The following is a 21,822-nucleotide window of genomic DNA, read 5'->3' on the forward strand; positions in this document are numbered from 1 at the left end:
AATAAAGTATTGATATCTATTTTAATATTTCTAGTCATAATAAAACTCCCTGCTAAGTTTTCACTATTTAAGTGTTTACTTAACAGGGAGCATATCAAATTGCATTGGTGGGATTTTTTGATGTAAAATTATTGGTGATCAACCTGTTCTTTAGGTTCAGATTTGCCTATTGTTAGGCTGAATAATATAACTACAACTGTAAAAACGATAGCATAAATAGTAGGGTTAAGAACGTTAATAGATGCTTCAGAACCGCCTAAACTATGTAATACAAAGTTAATCATTTGTGATAACAAGAATGCCCATATAAACGTCATAATATAATGCATATCTTTTCCTCCGTTACATTTAGTATCATACATTTCATTATAATTAACTTTTTATAAAATGTATACCTTTAATCATGAAAACGATTTAAATATTTGGGTAAAGTTAATTGACTTGTATGTAATAGTAAAAGTATGATAAATTAGTACCTGATAATAATAACAGATTATAAGTAGGTGTCTCTAATGGATATTGGTATAAAAGGTTTTGGTGCATATTCACCAGAACGTGTAGTAACAAACGCACATTTTGAAAGTTATTTAGATACTTCAGATGAGTGGATTAGAAAAATGACAGGTATTAAAGAAAGACGTTTTGCTGCGGAGGACGAAGATACAAGTGATTTAGCATATGAAGCTGCAGTGAGAGCTATTGAAGATTCTGGTCTTGATAAAGATGAAATTGAAATGATTATAGTTGCTACTTCTACTGGAGATAAACCATTTCCAACTGTAGCTACAACATTACAAAAAAGATTAGGTTTAAATAAAATCCCTTCAATGGATCAATTAGCAGCATGTACAGGCTTCATTTATGGAATTGTTACAGCTCAACAATTTGTTAGTTCGGGACTTTATAAAAATGTCTTAGTAGTAGGTGCTGATAAATTAACAAAAATAACAGACATGAATGATCGTAGCACAGCGATTCTTTTTGGAGATGGAGCTGGAGCAGCTGTCATTGGAGAAGTGTCTGAAGGAAGAGGTATACTCGGTGTTGAATTAGGTTCTGATGGGAATGGAGGACCATATTTATACCAAGATATGGACGCTAATACGATACAAATGAACGGCCGTGAAGTATTTAAATTTGCAGTGAGAATTATGGGGGAAGCATCTACTAAAGTTGTAGAAAAAGCAGGTCTTGAACCAGAAGATGTTGATATGTTTGTGCCTCACCAAGCGAATATTAGAATTATGGAGTCAGCAAGAGATCGATTAGGTATTGAGAAAGAAAAAATGAGTGTAACTGTTGATAGATATGGCAATACTTCAGCAGCTTCAATACCCTTAAGTATTGCATATGAAATAGAACAAGGTAAAATAAAAGATAATGATACTTTAGTCCTAGTAGGATTTGGTGGCGGCCTAACTTGGGGTGCCATAACGTTACGCTGGGGTAAATAGGAGGAAATTTAATAATGACAGAAAAAAAACGTGTTGTAATGACTGGTTTAGGAACGTTAAATCCTTTGGGTAATGACGTCCCTACAACATGGAAAAATGCAATCAACGGCGAAAACGGAATAGATAAAGTCACAAGAATTGATGTATCTGAATTTCCAGCTAAATTAGCAGGTGAATTAAAAGACTTCGATATTGAAAATCACATTCCTAAAAAAGAATACCGTAAGATGGATAGATTTACTCAATATGCGATTGTAGCTGCACGTGAAGCTTTAAAGGATTCTAAATATGAAATTACTGATGAGAATAGCAACCGTGTAGGAGTATGGATTGGTTCTGGTATAGGTGGTATGGAAACTTTCGAATACTCTCATAATATGTTGTTAAAACGTGGACCAAAACGTGTAAGCCCATTTTTCGTACCTATGATGATTCCAGATATGGCTACAGGACAAGTTTCTATTGATTTAGGAGCTAAAGGGCCAAATGGTTGTACTGTTACAGCATGTGCTACAGGTACAAATTCAATTGGTGATGCTTTCAAAATCATTCAACGTGGAGATGCTGATGTTATGATAGCTGGTGGAACAGAGGCACCAATTACTGAAATGGCTATGGCTGGTTTCAGTGCTAACAAAGCATTATCTACTAATCCAGATAGAGACTCAGCATGCCGTCCATTCCAAGAAGGAAGAGATGGATTCATTATGGGAGAAGGCGCTGGAGTTGTTGTATTAGAGTCATTAGAATCAGCTAAAGCTCGTGGGGCTCATATTTATGCTGAAGTTGTTGGCTACGGTTCAACAGGTGATGCATACCATATTACAGCACCATCTCCAAATGGTGAAGGCGGTGCTAGAGCAATGCAAGCGGCTATTGAGGATGCAGGTATTAAAGCCGCAGACATTCAATATTTAAATGCTCATGGTACAAGTACACCAATTGGTGACTTATACGAGGTATTAGCAATCAACTCTACGTTTGGCGAAGCAGCTAAAAACCTTAAAATAAGTTCTACAAAATCAATGATGGGTCATTTATTAGGCGCAACAGGAGCAGTAGAAGCTATTTTAACAGGCTTATCTATACAAAATGGTATCGTTGCACCAACAATAAATGCAACTTCACCAGACCCAGAAATTAACTTAGATATTACACCTAATGAAGCGGCTAATTTAGACATTGAATATGCAATGAGTAACAGCCTAGGATTTGGTGGACATAACGCAGTATTAATCTTTAAAAAATTTAAATAAAATAAGAAGCTGAGACATTTTTAACGAATGTCTCAGCTTTTTTGTGGATAATGTTTATGAATGTTGCAAGACGAGGTCCACGTGCAACATAGAAGGTCAAAATGTTGCAAGACGAGATCCACGTGCAACATACGAGGTCAAAATGTTGCAAGACGAGGTCCACGTGCAACATAGAAGGTTATAATGTAGCAAGACAGAGTCCACGTGCAACATACGAAGTCAAAATGTTGCGAGACAGGGTCCACATGCAACATAGAAGGTCAGAATGTTGCAAGACAAGGTCCACGTGCAACATAGAAGGTCAAAATGTTGCAAGACAGGGTCCACGTGCAACATACGAGGTCAAAATGTTGCAAGACAAGGTCCACGTGCAACATAGAGCTTAACAGCTGTTTACTAACATTATAATGAAACAGGCTGAGACATGATTTTGTCCCAGCCTGTTTTTTACTTGTGTGTTGAACTTTTGGCGCACTCTACATAAGGAAGCGCACTAGACAACTTACGGTAATTTATTGACCATATTAATTAACACGAACAATCAGCTAAACTAAAAATCCTATTATAATAGATATGATAAAAAATACAGTACTAACAACAACAAACGGTATCACCCAATCATATACATTTCTTTCTTTAAGATTTATATCCTTCATATTTGGATTCATTACTTCATCGTCTTCTAAATATGATTGTGAAGCTTTAGATTTCATGTGAAAGTTAAATTTACGTATTGCTTGTCTAGATACTTCTCCAACACCATCCTGTTTCATTGCAATAAGCCAACTAACTGCAAATAAAATAGTCATCATATAAAAGAAAATATTACTCGCTTGATCTAAATCCTTCATAAATACTAAACATAAAATTAAAAATATGCCTATGTAACTGAAGGTAAAAATACTCCAAAATTTCATAATTACCTACCTCTAACGTTAAGAATTAATTGTATTATAACAGATTGAAAAATATTTTTTATATTTTAAGAAACTTAATAAAAATATTTGTGTAATTTTACGTATGTATATTTTATGTATGCAAATACATATAAATTAATCCTTTACTTGTAAAAATAGGTAATTATTATACTAGTATTGTATATTTATACCTATAAAATGAATAATTGCTTCGCGTTGTCGCTTTATTGTGATAAAACAACAAGTAGATATTGGGTAATGCTTATTCAAAATTCAGAATATTCGTGTTGATTTAAGTTGAATAAATTCTGTATAATGTATATAAATATTTCTGAATATTAAAAGAAATATGAATTCGATAAGGGGATTGGAGGCAAAACAATGGTTAAGTACACTTTGAAACGTATTCTTTATATGTTCATATCATTGTTTTTAATTATGACGATAACATTTTTCTTAATGAAATTGTTACCGGGTTCACCGTACAACGATGAGAAATTATCAGAAGAACAAAAAGTTATTATAAACGAAAAGTATGGTTTGAATGATCCTGTATCAGTACAGTATGCAAATTACCTAAAAAATGTAGCTAAAGGTGATTTCGGTATTTCATTCCAATACGATAACAGAGAAGTTTGGAGTTTAATAAAACCAAGACTAGGACCCTCTGTTGAAATGGGTACATACGCGATGATTTTAGGTACAATTACCGGACTATTGCTCGGTATAGTGGCCGCAATCAAGCAAAATACGATTATTGACTATGGAGCAACCTTCTTATCAGTTATTTTCATTTCGGTGCCGTCATTCGTTCTGGCAGTGTTGCTACAATATGTATTTGCTGTTGAATGGCAAATCTTCCCTGTAGCAGGTTGGAGTGGATTTATGACTGCAGTGTTACCATCCTTAGCTTTAGCAGCAGGTGTAACAGCAACAATTGCACGTTATATACGTTCTGAAATGATTGAGGTATTGGGCTCTGATTACATAGAATTAGCGAGAGCTAAGGGGATGTCCAGTTCAAGAGTAATATTCGGACATGCTGTACGTAATGGTTTAATTCCAATTATTACAATTATTGTTCCAATGTTAGCTGGGATTTTAACTGGTACATTGACAATTGAAAACATCTTTGGAGTGCCAGGACTAGGTGACCAGTTCGTACGTTCAATTCAAACGAATGACTATCCAGTTATTATGGCATTAACATTACTATTCAGTTTCTTATTTATAATTTCAATCTTTATTGTAGACGTATTGTATGGTCTTATTGACCCTAGAATTCGTGTTGAAGGAGGTAAAAAATAATGGCTAATAACGATCATGAGAAAGATAAATTAAACAATAGCGGTTATGACAATGCCTCAATCACACATTCTACACAAGGGGTGCCGGCTGAAAAGTTTGTTCTTCACGGTAGAGACAAAGTGGTTGAAGAGAAATTTGAAAGAAAGAGTCGTACATTCTGGCAAGATGCTTGGGCTCAACTAAAAAGTAATAAATTAGCAGTAATTGGTTTAATAGGGTTAGTATTACTTACTTTATTATCACTAGTTGGTCCACTTATGAATGATCATAAGTTTAGTGACCAAAACGTGTCACACGCTAACTTGCCACCAAAAATACCAGTATTAGATCAAGTTCCTTTCTTGCCATTTGATGGTACAGATAGAGACGGCTTCGATGTTTACGAAGGATCTAATGTAAATGAGAACTATTGGTTTGGTACAGATGAATTAGGACGTGACTTATGGACACGTACATGGAGAGGTACGCAAGTATCATTATTCATCGGTGTAATAGCAGCAGCATTAGATATATTTATTGGGGTAATATACGGTGCTTTATCTGGCTACTTCGGTGGTAGGACGGATGATATCATGCAACGTATTGTTGAGATATTATCTTCAATTCCAAACTTAATTGTTGTTATCTTGTTCGTGTTATTATTCGATCCGTCAATGTGGACAATTATTTTAGCCATGTCCGTTACAGGTTGGCTAGGTATGAGTCGTATTGTTCGTGGACAATTCTTAAAACTTAAAGAACAAGAATTCGTAATGGCTTCAAGAACATTAGGGGTATCAAATTATAAATTAATCTTTAAACATATTTTGCCAAACACACTTGGACCAATTATTGTAACGTCAATGTTTACAGTACCAAGTGCAATATTCTTCGAAGCATTCTTAAGCTTTATTGGTCTAGGTATACCAGCACCACAAGCATCATTAGGTTCTCTAGTTGATACAGGAAGAAAGATGTTATTGATCTTCCCACATGAACTATTTGTTCCAGCTGTGGTATTAAGCTTATTAATCTTATTCTTCTATCTATTCAGTGATGGTCTAAGAGATGCCTTTGACCCTAAAATGCGTAAATAATAAGGAGGAAATGAATTATGGCTAAGAGAATTTTAGAAGTAAATAACTTAAAAGTTTCCTTCGACATTGACGCGGGGGAAGTACAAGCAGTTAGAGGTGTAGATTTTTATCTTGATAAAGGTGAAACACTCGCAATTGTTGGTGAATCTGGTTCGGGAAAATCAGTTACTACAAAAGCTTTAATGCAATTACTACCAAGTAAAGTAGGCAGAATAAAAGAAGGTTCTATTTTATTTGATGGTAAAGATTTAGCGAAGTTAGAAGAAAAAGAAATGCAAAAAATCAGAGGTAAGGAAATAGGGATGATTTTCCAAGATCCAATGACTTCATTAAATCCAACTATGAAAATAGGAAAGCAAGTTATGGAACCTCTTATTAAGCACCAAAAATTATCTAAAAGTGATGCTAAGAAAAGGGCATTAGATATTTTAGATTTAGTTGGATTGCCTAACGCAAAGAATCGTTTTAATAATTTCCCACACCAATTTTCAGGTGGACAAAGACAACGTATTGTTATTGCAACGGCATTGGCTTGTGATCCAAAAATACTCATAGCGGATGAACCTACAACTGCTTTGGACGTTACTATACAAGCTCAAATATTAGAGTTGATGAAAGAGTTACAACATAAGATTGATACATCAATTATTTTTATCACCCATGACTTAGGTGTTGTGGCAAACGTAGCTGATAGAGTGGCTGTAATGTATGGTGGACAAATTGTAGAAACAGGTTCAGTAGATGAAATTTTCTATAATCCGAAACATCCGTATACTTGGGGGCTTCTATCTTCTATGCCAAGCCTTGAAACATCTCATGAAACAGAGTTGCTTGCAATTCCTGGTACACCACCAGATTTAATAAAGCCGCCTGTAGGAGACGCGTTCGCTAGGAGAAGTGATTATGCACTGGATATCGACTACAAGGAAGAACCGCCATGGTTCCAAGTTTCACCTACACATTTCGTGAAATCTTGGTTGTTAGATGAAAGAGCACCAGAAGTAGACTTACCAGAAGCGGTTAAAAATAAATTAAAAGAAACACCTGACCAGTTTGATAAGCCGAAGCGTGTAGAAAGGGTGACGTTCTAATGGCTGAGAAAAAAGAAATATTAATCGACGTACAGAATTTGAAACAATATTTCAACGAAGGCAAGAAAAATGAAGTAAAAGCAGTAGATGATATTTCATTCCAAATATATCGTGGTGAAACATTAGGTTTAGTAGGGGAGTCTGGTTGTGGAAAATCCACAACTGGACGAACACTTATTAAATTACATGATGCAACGGATGGAAAAGTTATATTTGATAATGTTGATATTCAAAACATCAAAAAACGTAAAGATTTATTAAAGTTTAATCGACGTATGCAAATGATTTTCCAAGATCCATATGCGTCTTTAAATCCAAGATTAAAAGTAATGGATATTATTGCTGAAGGATTAGATGTACATAAATTAGTTTCTAGCAACGAAGAACGAAAAAAGCGTGTTTACGAATTGTTGGAAACAGTAGGTTTAAATAAAGAACATGCAAATAGATATCCACATGAATTCTCTGGCGGACAAAGACAGCGTTTAGGAATAGCACGTGCTTTAGCAGTAGAACCAGAATTTATTATAGCAGATGAACCTATTTCAGCTTTAGACGTTTCAATTCAAGCACAAGTTGTAAACTTAATGCAAAGATTGCAAGAAGAAAAAGGAATTACATTCTTATTCATCGCGCATGATTTATCAATGGTTAAATATATATCAGATAGAATCGGTGTTATGTACTTTGGTAAATTAGTTGAACTTGGACCATCAGATCAAATATATAAACATCCACAACATGAATATACTAAATCATTATTGTCAGCTATTCCATTACCAGATCCAGAATCTGAAAGAACAAGAACAAGATCATCATACGATCCTGACGTACATCAATATACTGATGATGAAGAGCTAGAATTGAGAGAAGTAGGGCCGGAGCATTACGTATATTGTTCTGAGAAAGAATTTGCTAAGAAAAAAGAAAATTACAACAAGACATTTAATTTATCAGAAGCATAATATGTACTAATAGAATTATTATTACAACTAATTATTAATAATTTGAAAGTGTAAAATAACAATTATTTGAAAATTGTGTGAATTTCTATTGTTTTTCATACATTTTTAAAATATAATATTATTAAAGCTTCTGAATTTTCAGAAGACAGAAAACAAGGGGGAGTAACTATATGAGGAAAAGACTTTCTGTACTCATGTCAATCTTAGTTGCAGCTGTACTAACACTTGCAGCTTGTAGTGGTGGAGGTTCCAAAAAAGATGATAGTGGAGGTAAAGGCGGCGTTAAAAGTGAAAAATCTGAAAACGTCTTAAACTTATCTTCAACATCTGATATACCAACGATGGATTCATCGTTAGCTACTGACCAAGTTTCATTCTTTACATTTAACCAAACTTTAGAAGGGTTATACGTGTTAGATAAAGATGATAAACCTGTACCTGGTGTTGCGAAAGGCGATCCAGAGAAATCTGACGATGGCAAGACTTGGACGATGAAGTTACGTGATGATGCTAAATGGTCAAATGGGGACCCTGTAACTGCTCATGACTTTGTATATGCTTGGCAACGTACTGTAGACCCAGACACAGCTGCTGAATATGCATATATGTTTGAAAACATCGAAAATGCATCAGAAATTACATCGGGTAAGAAAAAACCTGAAGAACTAGGCGTAAAAGCTATCGATGATCAAACTTTAGAAGTTAAATTAGTGAAAGACGTTCCATGGATGCAAAGTTTATTCGCATTCGGATCATTCATGCCACAAAATGAAAAATTTGTCGAAAAACAAGGCAAGAAATTCGGTACTACAGCTGACACAACATTATCAAATGGTCCATTCAAAATGACACAATGGAAAACAGAAGACAATTGGAAATTAGAACCAAATGATAAGTATTGGGATAAAGACAAAGTTAAACTTAAAGAAGTTAACTATAAAGTAGTTAAAGAAGTACAAACAGCTATTAATATGTACCAAACAGGTAAATTAGATATGGTAGGCTTAGATGCTTCAAATGTTAGTAAGTATAAAGATAGAGAAGACTTCTCTACTGAACTCAACTCATCTAACTATTTCTTTAGAATTAACAATACTAAGAATAAAGACTTAAAAAATGAAGATTTAAGAAAAGCATTTGCTAAATCAATAGACAAGAAAGAATATGTAAATTCTTTATTAAATAATGGTTCAGTTCCTTCTGATAAATTAATGGTTAAAGACTTCGTTAAAGATGAAGACGGGAAAGACTACATCGATGGTGTTAAATCTCCATTAAACTATGATAAAGAAGAAGCTAAAAAACTATTAGAAAAAGCTAAAAAAGCAACTGGTAAAGATAAATTTGATATTGAACTATTAACTTATGATCAAGATGAATCTAAAAAAGCTGCTGAATTTGTTAAAGAACAAGTTGAGAAAAATTTACCAGGTGTTACATTAAAAATTAAACAACAACCGTTTAAACAGAAATTAGCTTTAGAATCTAAAGGGGACTATGATATCTCATTTGCTGGTTGGGGTCCTGACTATCCTGATTCAACAACATTCTTAGACTTATTTAAGAAAGATAGTCCACATAACCAAACTGGATATTCAAATGCTGAATATGATAAAGCGTTAAAAGAAGCAAATACTGATGAAATGCTGAAAGAAGAAAATAGCGAAAAACGTACTAAAATGTTACAAGATGCAGAAAGTAAATTCTTAGAATCTGCTTCTATTGGGCCACTTTACCAACAAGGTGTAGCACGTTTACGTCAACCTTATGTTAAGAATTGGCAACCACATAAATTCGGTGGTGACTACTCACTTAAAGAAGTAGAAATCGCAGGATCTAAATAATCAAACAATTAAGGCAATCGATGGGAATATTGATTGCCTTTTTGTATAAGCTTCTTAATTAATTAACTGAAAGCTATTAAATCACCAAATGTAAGGGGAGTAATAAAATGAAGAGAAAACTCACAGCTTTATTTGCAGTGATAAGTGCGATTATATTAACGTTAGCAGCATGCGGTAGCAACGAAAAAGAAGATAATAGCGATAACATTAAACAATCTAAATCCAAGAACGAATTAAATTTATCTTCTGGCGATGATATTCCTACTATGGATCCATCATTAGCTTCTGACCAAGTTTCATTTACGACATTTACACAAACATTAGAAGGTTTATATGTATTAGATAAAGATGATAAGCCAGTACCAGGTGTAGCAAAAGGTGAACCTGAAAAATCAAACGATGGTAAAACATGGACGATTAAGCTACGTGATGATGCAAAATGGTCTAATGGCGATCCAGTAACAGCTCACGACTTTGTATTTGCATGGAGACGTACTGTAGATCCAGATACTGCTGCTGAATTTTCATATATGTTTGAAAACATAGAAAATGCAAAAGAAATTACAAACAGTGATAAAAAACCTGAAGAACTAGGCGTTAAAGCAATTGATGATCAAACATTAGAAATTAAACTTGTAAAAGATGTTCCATGGATGGAAAGTTTATTAGCATTCAGCTCATACATGCCGCAAAATGAAAAATTTGTGAAAAAACATGGTGATGATTTTGGTACAACAGCTGAAACAACTTTATCAAACGGCCCGTTTAAATTAACAGAATGGAAATCTGAAGATAAGTGGAAATTAGAGAAAAATGATAAATATTGGGATAAAGATAAAGTTAAACTTAAAGATGTTAATATCAAAGTTGTGAAAAATACACAAACAGCAATTAATATGTACCAAACTGGTAAGCTAGATATGGTAGGATTGGATGCACAAAACGTAAAAAAATATAAAGATAGAGAAGACTTCTCTACCCAGTCTACTTCAGGAAGCTATTTCTTTAGAATTAACAAAGAGAAAAATAAAGATTTAGAGAATGAAGATTTAAGAAAAGCAATAGCAACATCAGTAAATAAAAAATCTTATGTCGATTCCTTATTAAACAACGGATCTAAACCATTAGATACATTAATGATTAAAGATTTCGTTAAAGATGGTAAAGGTAAAGATTATATAGATGGTGTGAAATCACCACTGGAATTTGATAAAGATGATGCTAAGAAATCACTTGAAAAAGCTAAAAAAGATTTAGGAAAAGATAAATTCACAATAGAACTCTTAACATATGATGAAGATGAATCTAAAAAAGCAGGAGAGTTCGTTAAAGAACAAGTAGAAAAAAATCTTCCAGGCGTTACATTAAAAATTAAACAACAACCTTTTAAACAGAAATTAGCATTAGAATCTAAAAAAGATTTCGATATTTCATTTGCTGGGTGGTTCCCAGATTATCCAGACCCAACAACATTCTTAGATTTATTTACATCTGATTCACCTCATAACCAAACAGGCTATGCTAATGAAGAATATGATAAAGCTTTGGAAGAAGCGAATTCAGATGAAATGCTTAAAGAAGAGAACGAAGATAAGCGAATTGAAAAATTACAAGATGCAGAAACGCAATTTTTAGATTCAGCATCTATCGCGCCGCTATTCCAAACAGGATCAGCACGTTTAAGACAGCCTTATATCAAAAATTGGCAAAACCATAAATATGGTGGAGATTATACCCTTAAAGAAGTAGAAATAAAAGGTGCTAAATAATATTTAATAGATAGAACCTTACAAAGCTTAAATGTTTTGTAAGGTTTTTTTATTTTATAAGTGGAATCACTAAATATATGAACAAGAAGAACATAATTTATACATATAATAGAAAAATTAAGTTGCGACAAATTATAAATATCTTTATAATTAAAGAAAGTTCAGAAAATGACTGAATTTTCAAAAATCGAATAAGGGGATATGTTTATGAGAAAGAAGAGGTTGAGATTAATTTCATTAGTACTTTTGTCGATAACTTTAGTTTTGTCAGCATGTAGCGGGGGTGGAAAGGAAAAGAAGGACAGTGATGCTGCAGGGGATGGCAAGTCATTACGTCTTATTTCAATTTCTGATATACCATCGATGGATTCAAGTTTAGCAACAGATGCAACTTCTTTTGATGTATTGAATAACACAATGGAAGGTTTGTACAAATTAGATAAACATGATAAAGCTATTCCGGGTATAGCGAAAGGAGATCCAAAGAAATCTGATGACGGTTTAACTTGGACGATAGAATTAAGAGATGCTGAGTGGTCTAATGGAGAGAAAGTTACAGCAAATGATTTCGTTTATGCTTGGAGAAAGTTAGTTACGCCAAAGACAGCTTCTGAATATGCATTTATCATGTTTGATATCGAGAATGCTGAAGATATTAATAAAGGTAAAAAGAAACCTGAAGAGTTAGGTGTAAAAGCGGTTGATGATAAAACTTTAGAAATTAAACTTAATCGTGAATTACCTTATTATCAAGAGTTACTTACTTTCGGTTCATTTTTACCTCAAAATGAAAAGTTCGTTAAAGAAAAAGGAGATAAATACGGAACAACAGCTAAAGACACATTATATAATGGACCGTTTACTTTATCAGATTGGAAAACAGAAGATAATTATACTTTGAAGAAAAATGATAAGTATTGGGATAAAGGAAATGTAAAATTAGACAGTGTTAACTTCAAAGTTGTTAAAGAACCTCAAACAGCTTTAAATATGTATAATGCTGGTGATGTTGATGAAGCTTTAATACCAGCTGAAAACGTAAATAAATATAAAGACGATAAAGCTTATAATACCGAACTAGAAGCTAGAGTTTACTTTATGAGAATGAATCAAAAGGATGTACCAGAATTTAAAAATAAAGATTTAAGAATGGCAATTGCCCAATCGATTGATAGAGAACAATATGTTAAGAGTAATTTAAACAATGGTTCTAAACCAGCTAAAACATTAGTTCCGACCGAATTTGTAAAAGATACTAAAGGTAAAGATTATACTAAAGGCGTCGAAACAGAAAATAAATTTGATAAAGAATCAGCTAAAAAGCATTTAGAAAAAGCTAAAAAAGATCTTGGTAAAGATGAATTTACATTTGAATTATTAACTTATGATCAAGACAATGCCAAGAAAGACGCTGAGTACTTTAAAGAACAAATCGAACAAAATTTACCTGGTGTAAAAATTAAAGTTAAACAGCAACCGTTTAAACAAAAATTAAAATTAGAATCAAGTATGGATTATCAAATTTCATTTGGAAGATGGGCTCCTGATTATCCAGATGCTATGTCATTCCTAGAATTATTTACTAGCGATAATGTTATGAATGAAACTGGATGGAAAAACAAAGAATATGATAAGAAAATTGAGGATTCAGGAAATAAACTACTGAAGAAAGAGCAAGAACGTGTTGAAGCAATGCAAGATGCTGAGTCATTGTTATTAGATGAAGCGACTATTATACCTATTTACCAACAAGGTAATGCACGTTTAACTCAAAGTTATGTTAATGACATTGAAAGACATAAGTTTGGGGGAGACACAGACTTAAAGCATGCAAGTAAGCAAAAGTAACAAATCATAGTTTAAATAAATAGAAACTAAGGGGATGAGTTACATGTCAAAAGGTATAAAAATTTTATCGATATTGTTAACTGCAGTTTTAGTATTGAGTGCTTGTTCATCAGGAGGAAGCGGTGGAAAAAGTTCAAAAGATGGTCAAACATTAAACCTCCAAATCAATGGAGATGTTCCAACAATGGATTCTGCAATGGCTACTGATGGACTTTCATTTGATATGTTTTTCCAAACGATGGAAGGTTTGTATACATTAGATAAAGACGATAAAGCTATTCCGGCTGTCGCTAAAGGGGAGCCGAAAATCACTAACGACGGTAAAAAGTGGACAGTTAAATTAAGAGAAAATGCTAAATGGTCTAATGGAGACCCAGTTACAGCAAATGATTTCGTATATGCTTGGAGAAAAGTAGTTGATCCAGATACTGCATCTGAATATGCTTATATATTATTCGACATTAAAAATGCAGAAGAAGTCAATTCTGGAGATAAGAAGCCAGAAGAACTTGGTGTAAAAGCTATAGATGACCACACATTAGAGTTCGAACTAACGAAGTCATTACCATACTATAAAGAATTACTTTCATTCGGTACGTTTATGCCGCAAAATAAAAAATTCGTTGAGAAACAAGGCGATAAATATGGTACAACTTTGAAAAACACATTATATAATGGTCCTTTCAAAATGACTGAATGGAAAACAGATGACAAAGTTACACTTGAGAAAAACGATGAGTACTGGGATAAAGATAAAGTTAAATTGGATAAAGTTAATTACAAAGTTGTAAAAGAAGCTTCTACTGCAGTAAATTTATACGAAACAAATAAATTAGACATTGTTGAATTACCTGCAGAACAAGTTAATAAATATAAAGATGATAAAGGTTACACAACGGAATTAGATACAATAACTTATTATTTCAAATTAAACGAAGATAAAGTTCCAGAATTTAAAAACGAAGACTTTAGATTAGCATTTGCAAAAGCAATTGATAAAAAAGCTTATGTAAAAAATAATTTAAATAACGGATCTATTCCAGCTGATAACTTTGTGCCAAAAGACTTTGTTAAAGACAGTAAAGGTAATGAATACCAAGATGGCGTTAAAAATGAAAATCACTACAATGTGAAAGAAGCTAAAGAACATTTTGAAAAAGCTAAAAAAGAATTAGGGAAAGATGAATTTACGATTGAATTAATGACATACGACAAAGATACAGCTAAAAGAGATGCTGAATACTTCAAAGAACAACTTGAGAAAAATTTAGATGGTGTAAATATTAAAATTAAACAACAACCATTTAAACAAAAACTTGATGTTGTTTCTAAAGGGCAATATGAAATGTCATTAGAAAACTGGATACCAGACTATCCTGACCCGATGACATTCTTAGAGCTTTATGTAACAGATGGTTCACATAACAACACAGGCTGGTCTAATAAAGAATATGACAAGATTATTAAAGCAGCAGACTCATCACTAGCTGAAAATCCAGATAAACGACTAAAAGAATTACAACGAGCAGAAGGTATGTTGTTAAACGAAGCGGGTATTGTACCGCTTTACCAAGTTGGTGTAGCTCAACTACAAAAACCAAATGTTAAAAACGTCGTTAATCACCAATTTGGTGGGGTATCTACATTGAAAGAAGCATATATTGAAAAATAAAAAATAATGCACAAATATTAAATAAGAGTTACTCATTTAGACTATGATGTTTAGACGAGTAACTCTTTTTATTATGGAAGTAACAATAAAGATTTTTATTATAATTAAGAATTAATTTACGAAATCTAATGTGTATTATTAACATCGCTGTCATTATGAATACATTGAGGGCCTCGTTATTGACACGTTTGGTAAGAATAGTCAATAAGGCTACCGTTATTGTCTCATAAAGTTGTTCCTAAATTATATTATATATTGGCAGTAGTTGATTGGATTGAAAATGCGTTCAAATCAAGCTTTTTCAACATTGCCAGTGTCGTCTATGAAAACTTTGTATAAAATATTGAGAGTTATAACGAATTTGTCTAGTGCTGTCACTTGCTCGGATAGTAAGAGTATGTGACTACTGGATCAAACTATATCAAGCGCAACCTTATATGAACAAAATTATAGATTTAAAAAATAAGCATATCACTTTCAAACTGTATTAATCAGTTAAGTAATATGCTTATTTATTTTGAGTTAGGATTGATCTTCTAGTCTCATAATTTTATGGTTATTTTCTTTTTCTACCTAATCCCATTGCATTTTCCATTTTTTTAAGCGTCTTATTAGCGACTTTACTAGCTTTATCTCTACCTTGATCAAGGATTTCGTCTAGAATATCTTTGTTTTCATAGAAATAGTTATATTTTTCTTGGAAGTCTGTTAAGAATCGTTTAACTTCTTCTGATAAATCGGTTTTAAAATCTCCATAACCTTTGCCCTCATATTGTGCTTCTAATTCTTCAACAGTTTGACCTGTGATACTAGAGTATATGACAAGTAGGTTACTTATGCCTGGTTTGTTCTCTTTATCGTATTTAACAATACCATCAGAGTCAGTTACGGCACTTTTTATTTTTTTAGCGGCAACGTTTGGTTCATCTAATAATGAAATAAAGTTTTTCTGATTATCATCACTTTTACTCATTTTTTTAGTTGGATCTTGTAAGCTCATAATTCTTGCACCGAATTTCGGCATATGAATAGAAGGTTTAGTTAAAATATCATTGTATTTAGTATTAAAACGATCTACTACATTTCTAGTTAATTCTAAATGTTGTTTTTGATCGTCGCCTACTGGAACGATATTTGTATTATATAGTACAATATCAGCTGCCATTAAAGGTGGGTAAGTTAATAAACCTGCTGGGATACCTTGAAATTGTTTCTGAGCTTTATCCTTATATTGTGTCATTCTTTCCAATTCACCAATTGAAGATATTGTTGTTAAAATCCAACCTGCTTGAATGTGAGCAGGTACTTCAGATTGGATAAATAATGTTGCTTTCTCATGGTCGATTCCGGAAGCTAAATAAATAGCTGCTAACTTACGTGTGTTTTCACGTAATTTTAGTCGATCTTGAGGTACTGTTATTGCATGTTGATCTACAATACAGAAATAGCAATCATAATTATATTGAATTTCATTGAATTGTTTCAGCGCACCAATGTAATTTCCTATTGTAGGAATCCCACTAGGTTGGATGCCAGAGAATAAAGTTTCCATTAAAAAAATGCCTCTTTTCTACATAATTTCTTTCTACTATTATAACAGTATTTTATTAATTTGTAAGTTGTGTTATTCTTAATGAGTAGGGAAATGCGCAATTTACACTGAATTAATCAATAATTTATTCGCTTTTTAATGAATTATTAGTTTTTTCTCATTTAATTTTAATCTTTGAGTTATATAATATATTTATAGCGTTAAGATAGGAATTAAACAAAGTGAGCATTTATGTTTAACCTAGTGCTATATAGGGTAAATGATATATAAGTGGAATATAATCTTATAAAGTTCACTGACGTTTAACATAAATAATATTCAATTAGGAGAGTGAGATGTATGGTAACATTATTTACTTCACCAAGTTGCACATCTTGCCGTAAAGCGAAAGCATGGTTACAAGAACATGACATTCCGTATACGGAGCGTAATATTTTTTCAGAACACTTAACATTAGATGAAATTAAATCAATCTTAAAAATGACAGAAGACGGAACAGATGAAATTATTTCAACTCGTTCTAAAACATATCAAAAATTAAATGTGGATATCGATGCATTGCCACTACAAGAACTATATACAATTATTCAAGATAACCCAGGACTATTACGTCGTCCAATTATCTTAGATGATAAACGTCTACAAGTTGGTTATAACGAAGATGGAATTCGTCGTTTCTTACCACGCAAAGTGCGTACATTCCAACTTTTAGAAGCTCAACGTATGGTTGACTAATTTGGTCTAATATTAGAATTATGGCTCCTGTTTACAGGGGCTATTTTTGTGTATAAAAATAAAAGAAAATAGTTCGAACAAATTACTGTTAAAATGTAAGAGTTTATAATACAATGGATGTACTATTCCTAGAGTAAGGGAGTGTGACATTATGAGAATAGAACGAATTGATGAAACAACGGTAAAATTATTTATAACTTATCAAGACATCGAAGCACGAGGTTTCAAGAGAGAAGATTTATGGACCAACCGCAAACGTGGTGAAGAATTTTTCTGGTCAATGATGGATGAAATTAATGACGAAGAAGAATTCGTAGTCGAAGGCCCGTTATGGATTCAAGTGCATGCATTCGAAAAGGGTGTAGAAGTTACAGTTTCTAAGTCTAAAGGCGATGAACTGTTAAATATGACTGATGAAGAATCTAATGAACAATTAGAATATCAAGTCAATGATTTCTTATCTCAAGCACTCGATTCCGATCAAAATATTGGAGAACTCTTAAACGATCAAGATGAAGAAACTAGAAAGCAATTTGTTCCTAAAGATATAGGATTGCTTGTTAGATTTGAAGAGTTAGAAGATATTATTGAATATGCACATTATAATGAACATAAAGACTTAGTATTTACAGACTTATTATATATGTTAGACAACAAATATTATTATTATGTACAATTTGATCAAATAGATAATGAAGAAATTATTAATGATTTCTACGGACAACTATTAGAGTATGCAAATCCAACTCAAGTGTCTAAATTATATTTAGATGATTATGCTAAGGTTGTTATGAGTTATAATGTAATGGGTCAAATCACGAGATATTTTGAACCAAAAAATCAAATTAAAAATAAGTAATTTTAACACCTCTTTACGTTTAATAAAGTAAAGAGGTGTTTTTTTATGCTTATGGGATTAAATACTAGAAATGAACTTGTATATGCTCAACATGCAAAATCCAATGAATTGTATAGATGTCCTGAATGTAATTCAGAGTTAATTCTTAGACGTGGAAAGCATACTATTGCTCATTTTGCTCATAAATCTAATAGTTATTGTTTAAAAAACGTTTATAAGAAAGAAACTTTAGCCTATTTTGCATCTAAGCACCACATTTATTCAAGTTTAAATAAGAAAGTACAAATAGACATGGAATATTATTTGCATGAAATCGAACAAATACCAGACATATTGATAAATCGTAACCTTGTTATAGAGTTTCAATATTCACCAATTAATCTAGAGTTGTTAGATAGCAGAACAGCAGGATTTAGGGCTTTAAATTTAAATGTGATTTGGATAAGTAAACCGGCGAATGAGTATAATGGGATATTAAAGTTAAGTTATTTTGGAGCTGCTCTCATCAATCATACGCATCGAACACTTATTACATATGATTATAATCGTAAGTTGCTAATTAAATATGATCAATTACAATCATTAGATATTTCCCATTTTATTTATAGAAAGAATATCATAAAATGGGAAGATTTATTACAAACACATAATGTATCAAGAGTGCCAACATTTCTTTTGAATGATAATTTTTATAATAATTATCTTGGAAAATGTAGACAAACAAGAAGTGTTTTAGAACCAACTTTATCCTTATTATATCAATCTGGTCTCATACATAAGAATAGACCTAAATTTTTAGGAATAATTGTACCTGAACAATTATATATTTTAACGAATGCTATAACGTGGCAATGTTATTTATATTTAGAAATTAATAAAGGTACGTTTACTTTTGAACGTTTTAATTCTTTCATTAAATTTAGAACTTTTAATAATGTGAACTATTCCAAGGAAGACATTTTAAAAAGCGCCTTGAAGTCATATTTATCAATACTTAATAAAATGACTTTATCACGTGCAAAAAAATGAGATTAATGAGAAAATTATTAATATGAATGTCAAAGGAGGCTATTAATATGGCAAAATTAATTACTAGGGAAGAACAAGAAGAAAAGTACACTTGGGATTTAACAACAATATTTTCTTCAGATGAAGCATACGAAGAAGCTTTCAATGAATTAGAGTCTTATTTAGGGAAAGAACAACAGTATAAAGGACATTTGAAAGATAATGCTGAAACACTATATAACGCTCTATTATTAGATAGTGAAATTGACGAGAAATTAGGTAAAGTATATGTCTATGCACATTTAAAGCACGATCAAGATACTGCTAATGATAAATACGCTGGATATGAAGCAAAAGCTGCAACTTTAGCTAATAAATTTGCAAGTGCATGGAGCTTTATTTTACCTGAATTAATGTCTATAGATGAAGATACATTAAATCAGTTCGTTGAATCACATGACGGATTAAAGAGATACCAATTTGATATTGAAAAATTAAATAAAAAGAGACCTCATATTTTAGGCGATAAAGAAGAAAAAATATTAGCTGAAGCGGGCGAAGCATTGCAAACGCCAAGTAATGTTTTCGGTATGTTCAATAACGCTGATTTAACATTTAAACCAGCAATTGATAAAGATGGTAATGAACACGAATTAACGCAAGGAACATATATAAAACTATTAGAATCTGAAGATAGAGTATTAAGAAAATCAGCATACGATAATGTATATGAAGCTTATGGTAGTCATAATAATACTTTAACAGCTACTTTAAGTGGTAAAGTAAAAACAGCTATATTCAGTTCTAAAGTACGCAATTATGATTCTGCTAGACAACAAGCATTATCTAATAATTTCATACCAGAAGATGTATACGATAACTTAATTGAAACTGTACATAAACATCTACCTTTATTACACCGTTATACAGAATTAAGAAAAGAATTATTAGGTTTAGACGAAATGCATATGTATGATATGTATACACCATTAGTTCAAGATTCTTCATTTGATATGCCTTACGAAGAAGCTAAAGATTGGATGGTTAAAGCATTACAACCAATGGGGCAAGAATATATAGAAGTTGTTGAAGAAGGATTGAATAATAGATGGGTAGACGTTTATGAGAATAAAGGTAAACGTTCAGGTGGTTATTCATCTGGTGCACATTTAACTAATCCATTTATTTTATTAAACTGGACAGATTCAATTTCTGACTTATTTACGCTAATTCATGAATTCGGACATTCTGCTCATAGTTACTTTAGTCGTAAACATCAATTATCAAATGAAAGTGATTATTCAATCTTTGTAGCAGAAGTTGCATCTACAACAAATGAAGCACTTTTAAGTGAATACATGGATAAAAACTTAGAAGATCCTGAAAAACGTAAATATTTATTAAACCAAGAACTTGAAAGATTTAGAGCAACATTATTCAGACAAACAATGTTTGCTGAATTCGAATATTTAATCCATAAAATTGTAGAAGACGGCGAACCTTTAACGGCTGAAAGATTAAATAATGAATATGCTGAACTTAATAAAAAGTATTTTGGTGACGCTGTTATAACAGATGACAATATTGCTAAAGAGTGGTCTCGTATCCCACACTTCTATTATAATTTCTATGTTTATCAATATGCTACAGGATATAGTGCTGCACAAGCATTAAGCAAACAAATTTTAGAAGAGGGCGAACCAGCTGTTAAAAGATATATCAATGAATTCTTAAAAGCAGGAAGCTCAGATTATCCAATTGAAGTATTGAAAAAAGCTGGTGTCGATATGACATCTACACAACCAATCGAAGAAGCGATGGAAGTATTTGAAGAGAAATTAAATGCCTTTGAAAAACTGGTTAAAGGCGAATAAAAGCATGTACACGTTTCCAATATGACAAGTGTGTGACAAATAGAAAAATACGATGTTTTCTGTTGAATTATGTGTACATAGCATGTTATATTACGTATATGAAATTAATCACATAACAAACATACCCCTTTGTTTGAAGTGAAAAATTTCTCCCATCCCCTTTGTTTAAGCACCGTGTAATCAGACACGGTGTTTTTTATTTATTCGTTCATAGTTAACATCCCAAAAGTTATCTATTAGGCAATAGCCCAAAAGATTAATTAATCTTTCATGCATGAGTATGGGTGATTAAAATTCATACTCAAATTAAAAGGATTTATCCATTAGGTGAAAACCTACGGATAAATCCTTTTTTATTTCGGTATTAATAAGTAAGAATGTGATTTTGCGAATCAATAATATAAAAATAGTGACCTGAAAGTTGCAAGAGTAGCTCAACGTGCAACATAGAGTACTTCTTATCCCTAGATTTCTGAATAAAAGTGAATTATCATCGCTCCTCATACAAAAACAGCCAAAATTCTTATTATCTAAAGAATTTTGGCTGTTTTTATAATGCTTTCCCAATCCCGTTTGATTTGAGTCTAATAAACT

General features: G+C 32.2%; 17 protein-coding genes. 14 read left to right on the top strand and 3 right to left on the bottom strand.

The features are described 5' to 3' along the window. Positions 1 to 128 precede the first annotated feature (128 nt). A complete protein-coding gene (locus CD135_RS04340; protein ID WP_016999321.1) occupies positions 129 to 329 on the bottom strand; it encodes a YjzD family protein in 201 nt (66 codons plus the stop codon). Positions 330 to 512: 183 nt separating this feature from the next. Between CD135_RS04340 and CD135_RS04345 the strand changes: the two genes are divergently transcribed. Beyond that, positions 513 to 1,454, top strand: coding sequence for a beta-ketoacyl-ACP synthase III (locus CD135_RS04345; protein WP_064205090.1), 942 nt, complete (start codon positions 513 to 515; stop codon positions 1,452 to 1,454). A gap of 14 nt (positions 1,455 to 1,468) precedes the next feature. Continuing rightward, positions 1,469 to 2,710, top strand: coding sequence for a beta-ketoacyl-ACP synthase II (fabF, locus tag CD135_RS04350; RefSeq protein ID WP_070045157.1), 1,242 nt, complete (start codon positions 1,469 to 1,471; stop codon positions 2,708 to 2,710). 545 nt (positions 2,711 to 3,255) lie between these two features. Here fabF and CD135_RS04355 read toward each other — a convergent pair. Next, the gene (locus CD135_RS04355) at positions 3,256 to 3,627 is read right to left on the bottom strand and encodes a DUF3899 domain-containing protein (protein WP_064204847.1); all 372 of its coding nucleotides are present in this window, start codon (positions 3,625 to 3,627) and stop codon (positions 3,256 to 3,258) included. A 381-nt stretch (positions 3,628 to 4,008) separates the two neighbouring features. Here CD135_RS04355 and opp3b point away from each other — a divergent pair, with 381 nt between their 5' ends. From opp3b to CD135_RS04395, 8 genes are all read left to right on the top strand, one after another. Next, positions 4,009 to 4,935 (top strand): oligopeptide ABC transporter permease, encoded by a 927-nt coding sequence (opp3b, locus tag CD135_RS04360; protein ID WP_016999393.1) that lies wholly within the window; start codon positions 4,009 to 4,011, stop codon positions 4,933 to 4,935. Continuing rightward, positions 4,935 to 6,011, top strand: coding sequence for an oligopeptide ABC transporter permease (gene opp3C / locus CD135_RS04365; RefSeq protein WP_016999392.1), 1,077 nt, complete (start codon positions 4,935 to 4,937; stop codon positions 6,009 to 6,011). Before opp3b ends, opp3C begins: the two co-directional genes overlap by 1 nt. A 17-nt stretch (positions 6,012 to 6,028) precedes the next feature. After that, positions 6,029 to 7,102, top strand: coding sequence for an ABC transporter ATP-binding protein (locus CD135_RS04370; RefSeq protein WP_016999391.1), 1,074 nt, complete (start codon positions 6,029 to 6,031; stop codon positions 7,100 to 7,102). Then, on the top strand, positions 7,102 to 8,067 hold the full coding sequence (locus tag CD135_RS04375; protein ID WP_064211100.1) for an ABC transporter ATP-binding protein: 966 nt from the start codon (positions 7,102 to 7,104) through the stop codon (positions 8,065 to 8,067). Before CD135_RS04370 ends, CD135_RS04375 begins: the two co-directional genes overlap by 1 nt. Before the next feature lie 170 nt (positions 8,068 to 8,237). Beyond that, positions 8,238 to 9,911 (top strand): peptide ABC transporter substrate-binding protein, encoded by a 1,674-nt coding sequence (locus CD135_RS04380; protein ID WP_016999389.1) that lies wholly within the window; start codon positions 8,238 to 8,240, stop codon positions 9,909 to 9,911. 107 nt (positions 9,912 to 10,018) lie between these two features. Next, entirely contained in the window at positions 10,019 to 11,680 is a 1,662-nt protein-coding gene (locus CD135_RS04385; protein ID WP_070045156.1) for a peptide ABC transporter substrate-binding protein, read from the top strand. Between the two features lie 207 nt (positions 11,681 to 11,887). Then, positions 11,888 to 13,528 (top strand): peptide ABC transporter substrate-binding protein, encoded by a 1,641-nt coding sequence (locus CD135_RS04390; protein ID WP_064204853.1) that lies wholly within the window; start codon positions 11,888 to 11,890, stop codon positions 13,526 to 13,528. 43 nt (positions 13,529 to 13,571) lie between these two features. Next, positions 13,572 to 15,200 carry a peptide ABC transporter substrate-binding protein gene (locus CD135_RS04395; protein ID WP_064204854.1) on the top strand — a complete coding sequence of 543 codons (1,629 nt, stop codon included), beginning with the start codon at positions 13,572 to 13,574 and terminating at the stop codon, positions 15,198 to 15,200. 556 nt (positions 15,201 to 15,756) lie between these two features. Here the strand turns inward: CD135_RS04395 and trpS are convergent. Then, the gene (gene trpS, locus CD135_RS04400) at positions 15,757 to 16,752 is read right to left on the bottom strand and encodes a tryptophan--tRNA ligase (RefSeq protein WP_064204855.1); all 996 of its coding nucleotides are present in this window, start codon (positions 16,750 to 16,752) and stop codon (positions 15,757 to 15,759) included. Between the two features lie 339 nt (positions 16,753 to 17,091). Between trpS and spxA the strand changes: the two genes are divergently transcribed. The 4 genes from spxA (at position 17,092) to pepF (ending at position 21,228) form a co-directional block, all read left to right on the top strand. Beyond that, positions 17,092 to 17,487: a transcriptional regulator SpxA gene (gene spxA, locus CD135_RS04405; protein ID WP_103268889.1), complete on the top strand. Its 396-nt coding sequence runs from the start codon at positions 17,092 to 17,094 to the stop codon at positions 17,485 to 17,487. Positions 17,488 to 17,638: 151 nt separating this feature from the next. After that, entirely contained in the window at positions 17,639 to 18,346 is a 708-nt protein-coding gene (gene mecA, locus CD135_RS04410) for an adaptor protein MecA (protein WP_016999379.1), read from the top strand. A gap of 45 nt (positions 18,347 to 18,391) precedes the next feature. Next, positions 18,392 to 19,375 carry a competence protein CoiA gene (locus CD135_RS04415; protein ID WP_103268890.1) on the top strand — a complete coding sequence of 328 codons (984 nt, stop codon included), beginning with the start codon at positions 18,392 to 18,394 and terminating at the stop codon, positions 19,373 to 19,375. Positions 19,376 to 19,422: 47 nt separating this feature from the next. Further along, on the top strand, positions 19,423 to 21,228 hold the full coding sequence (pepF, locus tag CD135_RS04420) for an oligoendopeptidase F (protein ID WP_070045154.1): 1,806 nt from the start codon (positions 19,423 to 19,425) through the stop codon (positions 21,226 to 21,228). Positions 21,229 to 21,822: the final 594 nt, after the last annotated feature.

The organism is Mammaliicoccus lentus (assembly GCF_002902755.1).
Taxonomy (GTDB): domain Bacteria; phylum Bacillota; class Bacilli; order Staphylococcales; family Staphylococcaceae; genus Mammaliicoccus; species Mammaliicoccus lentus.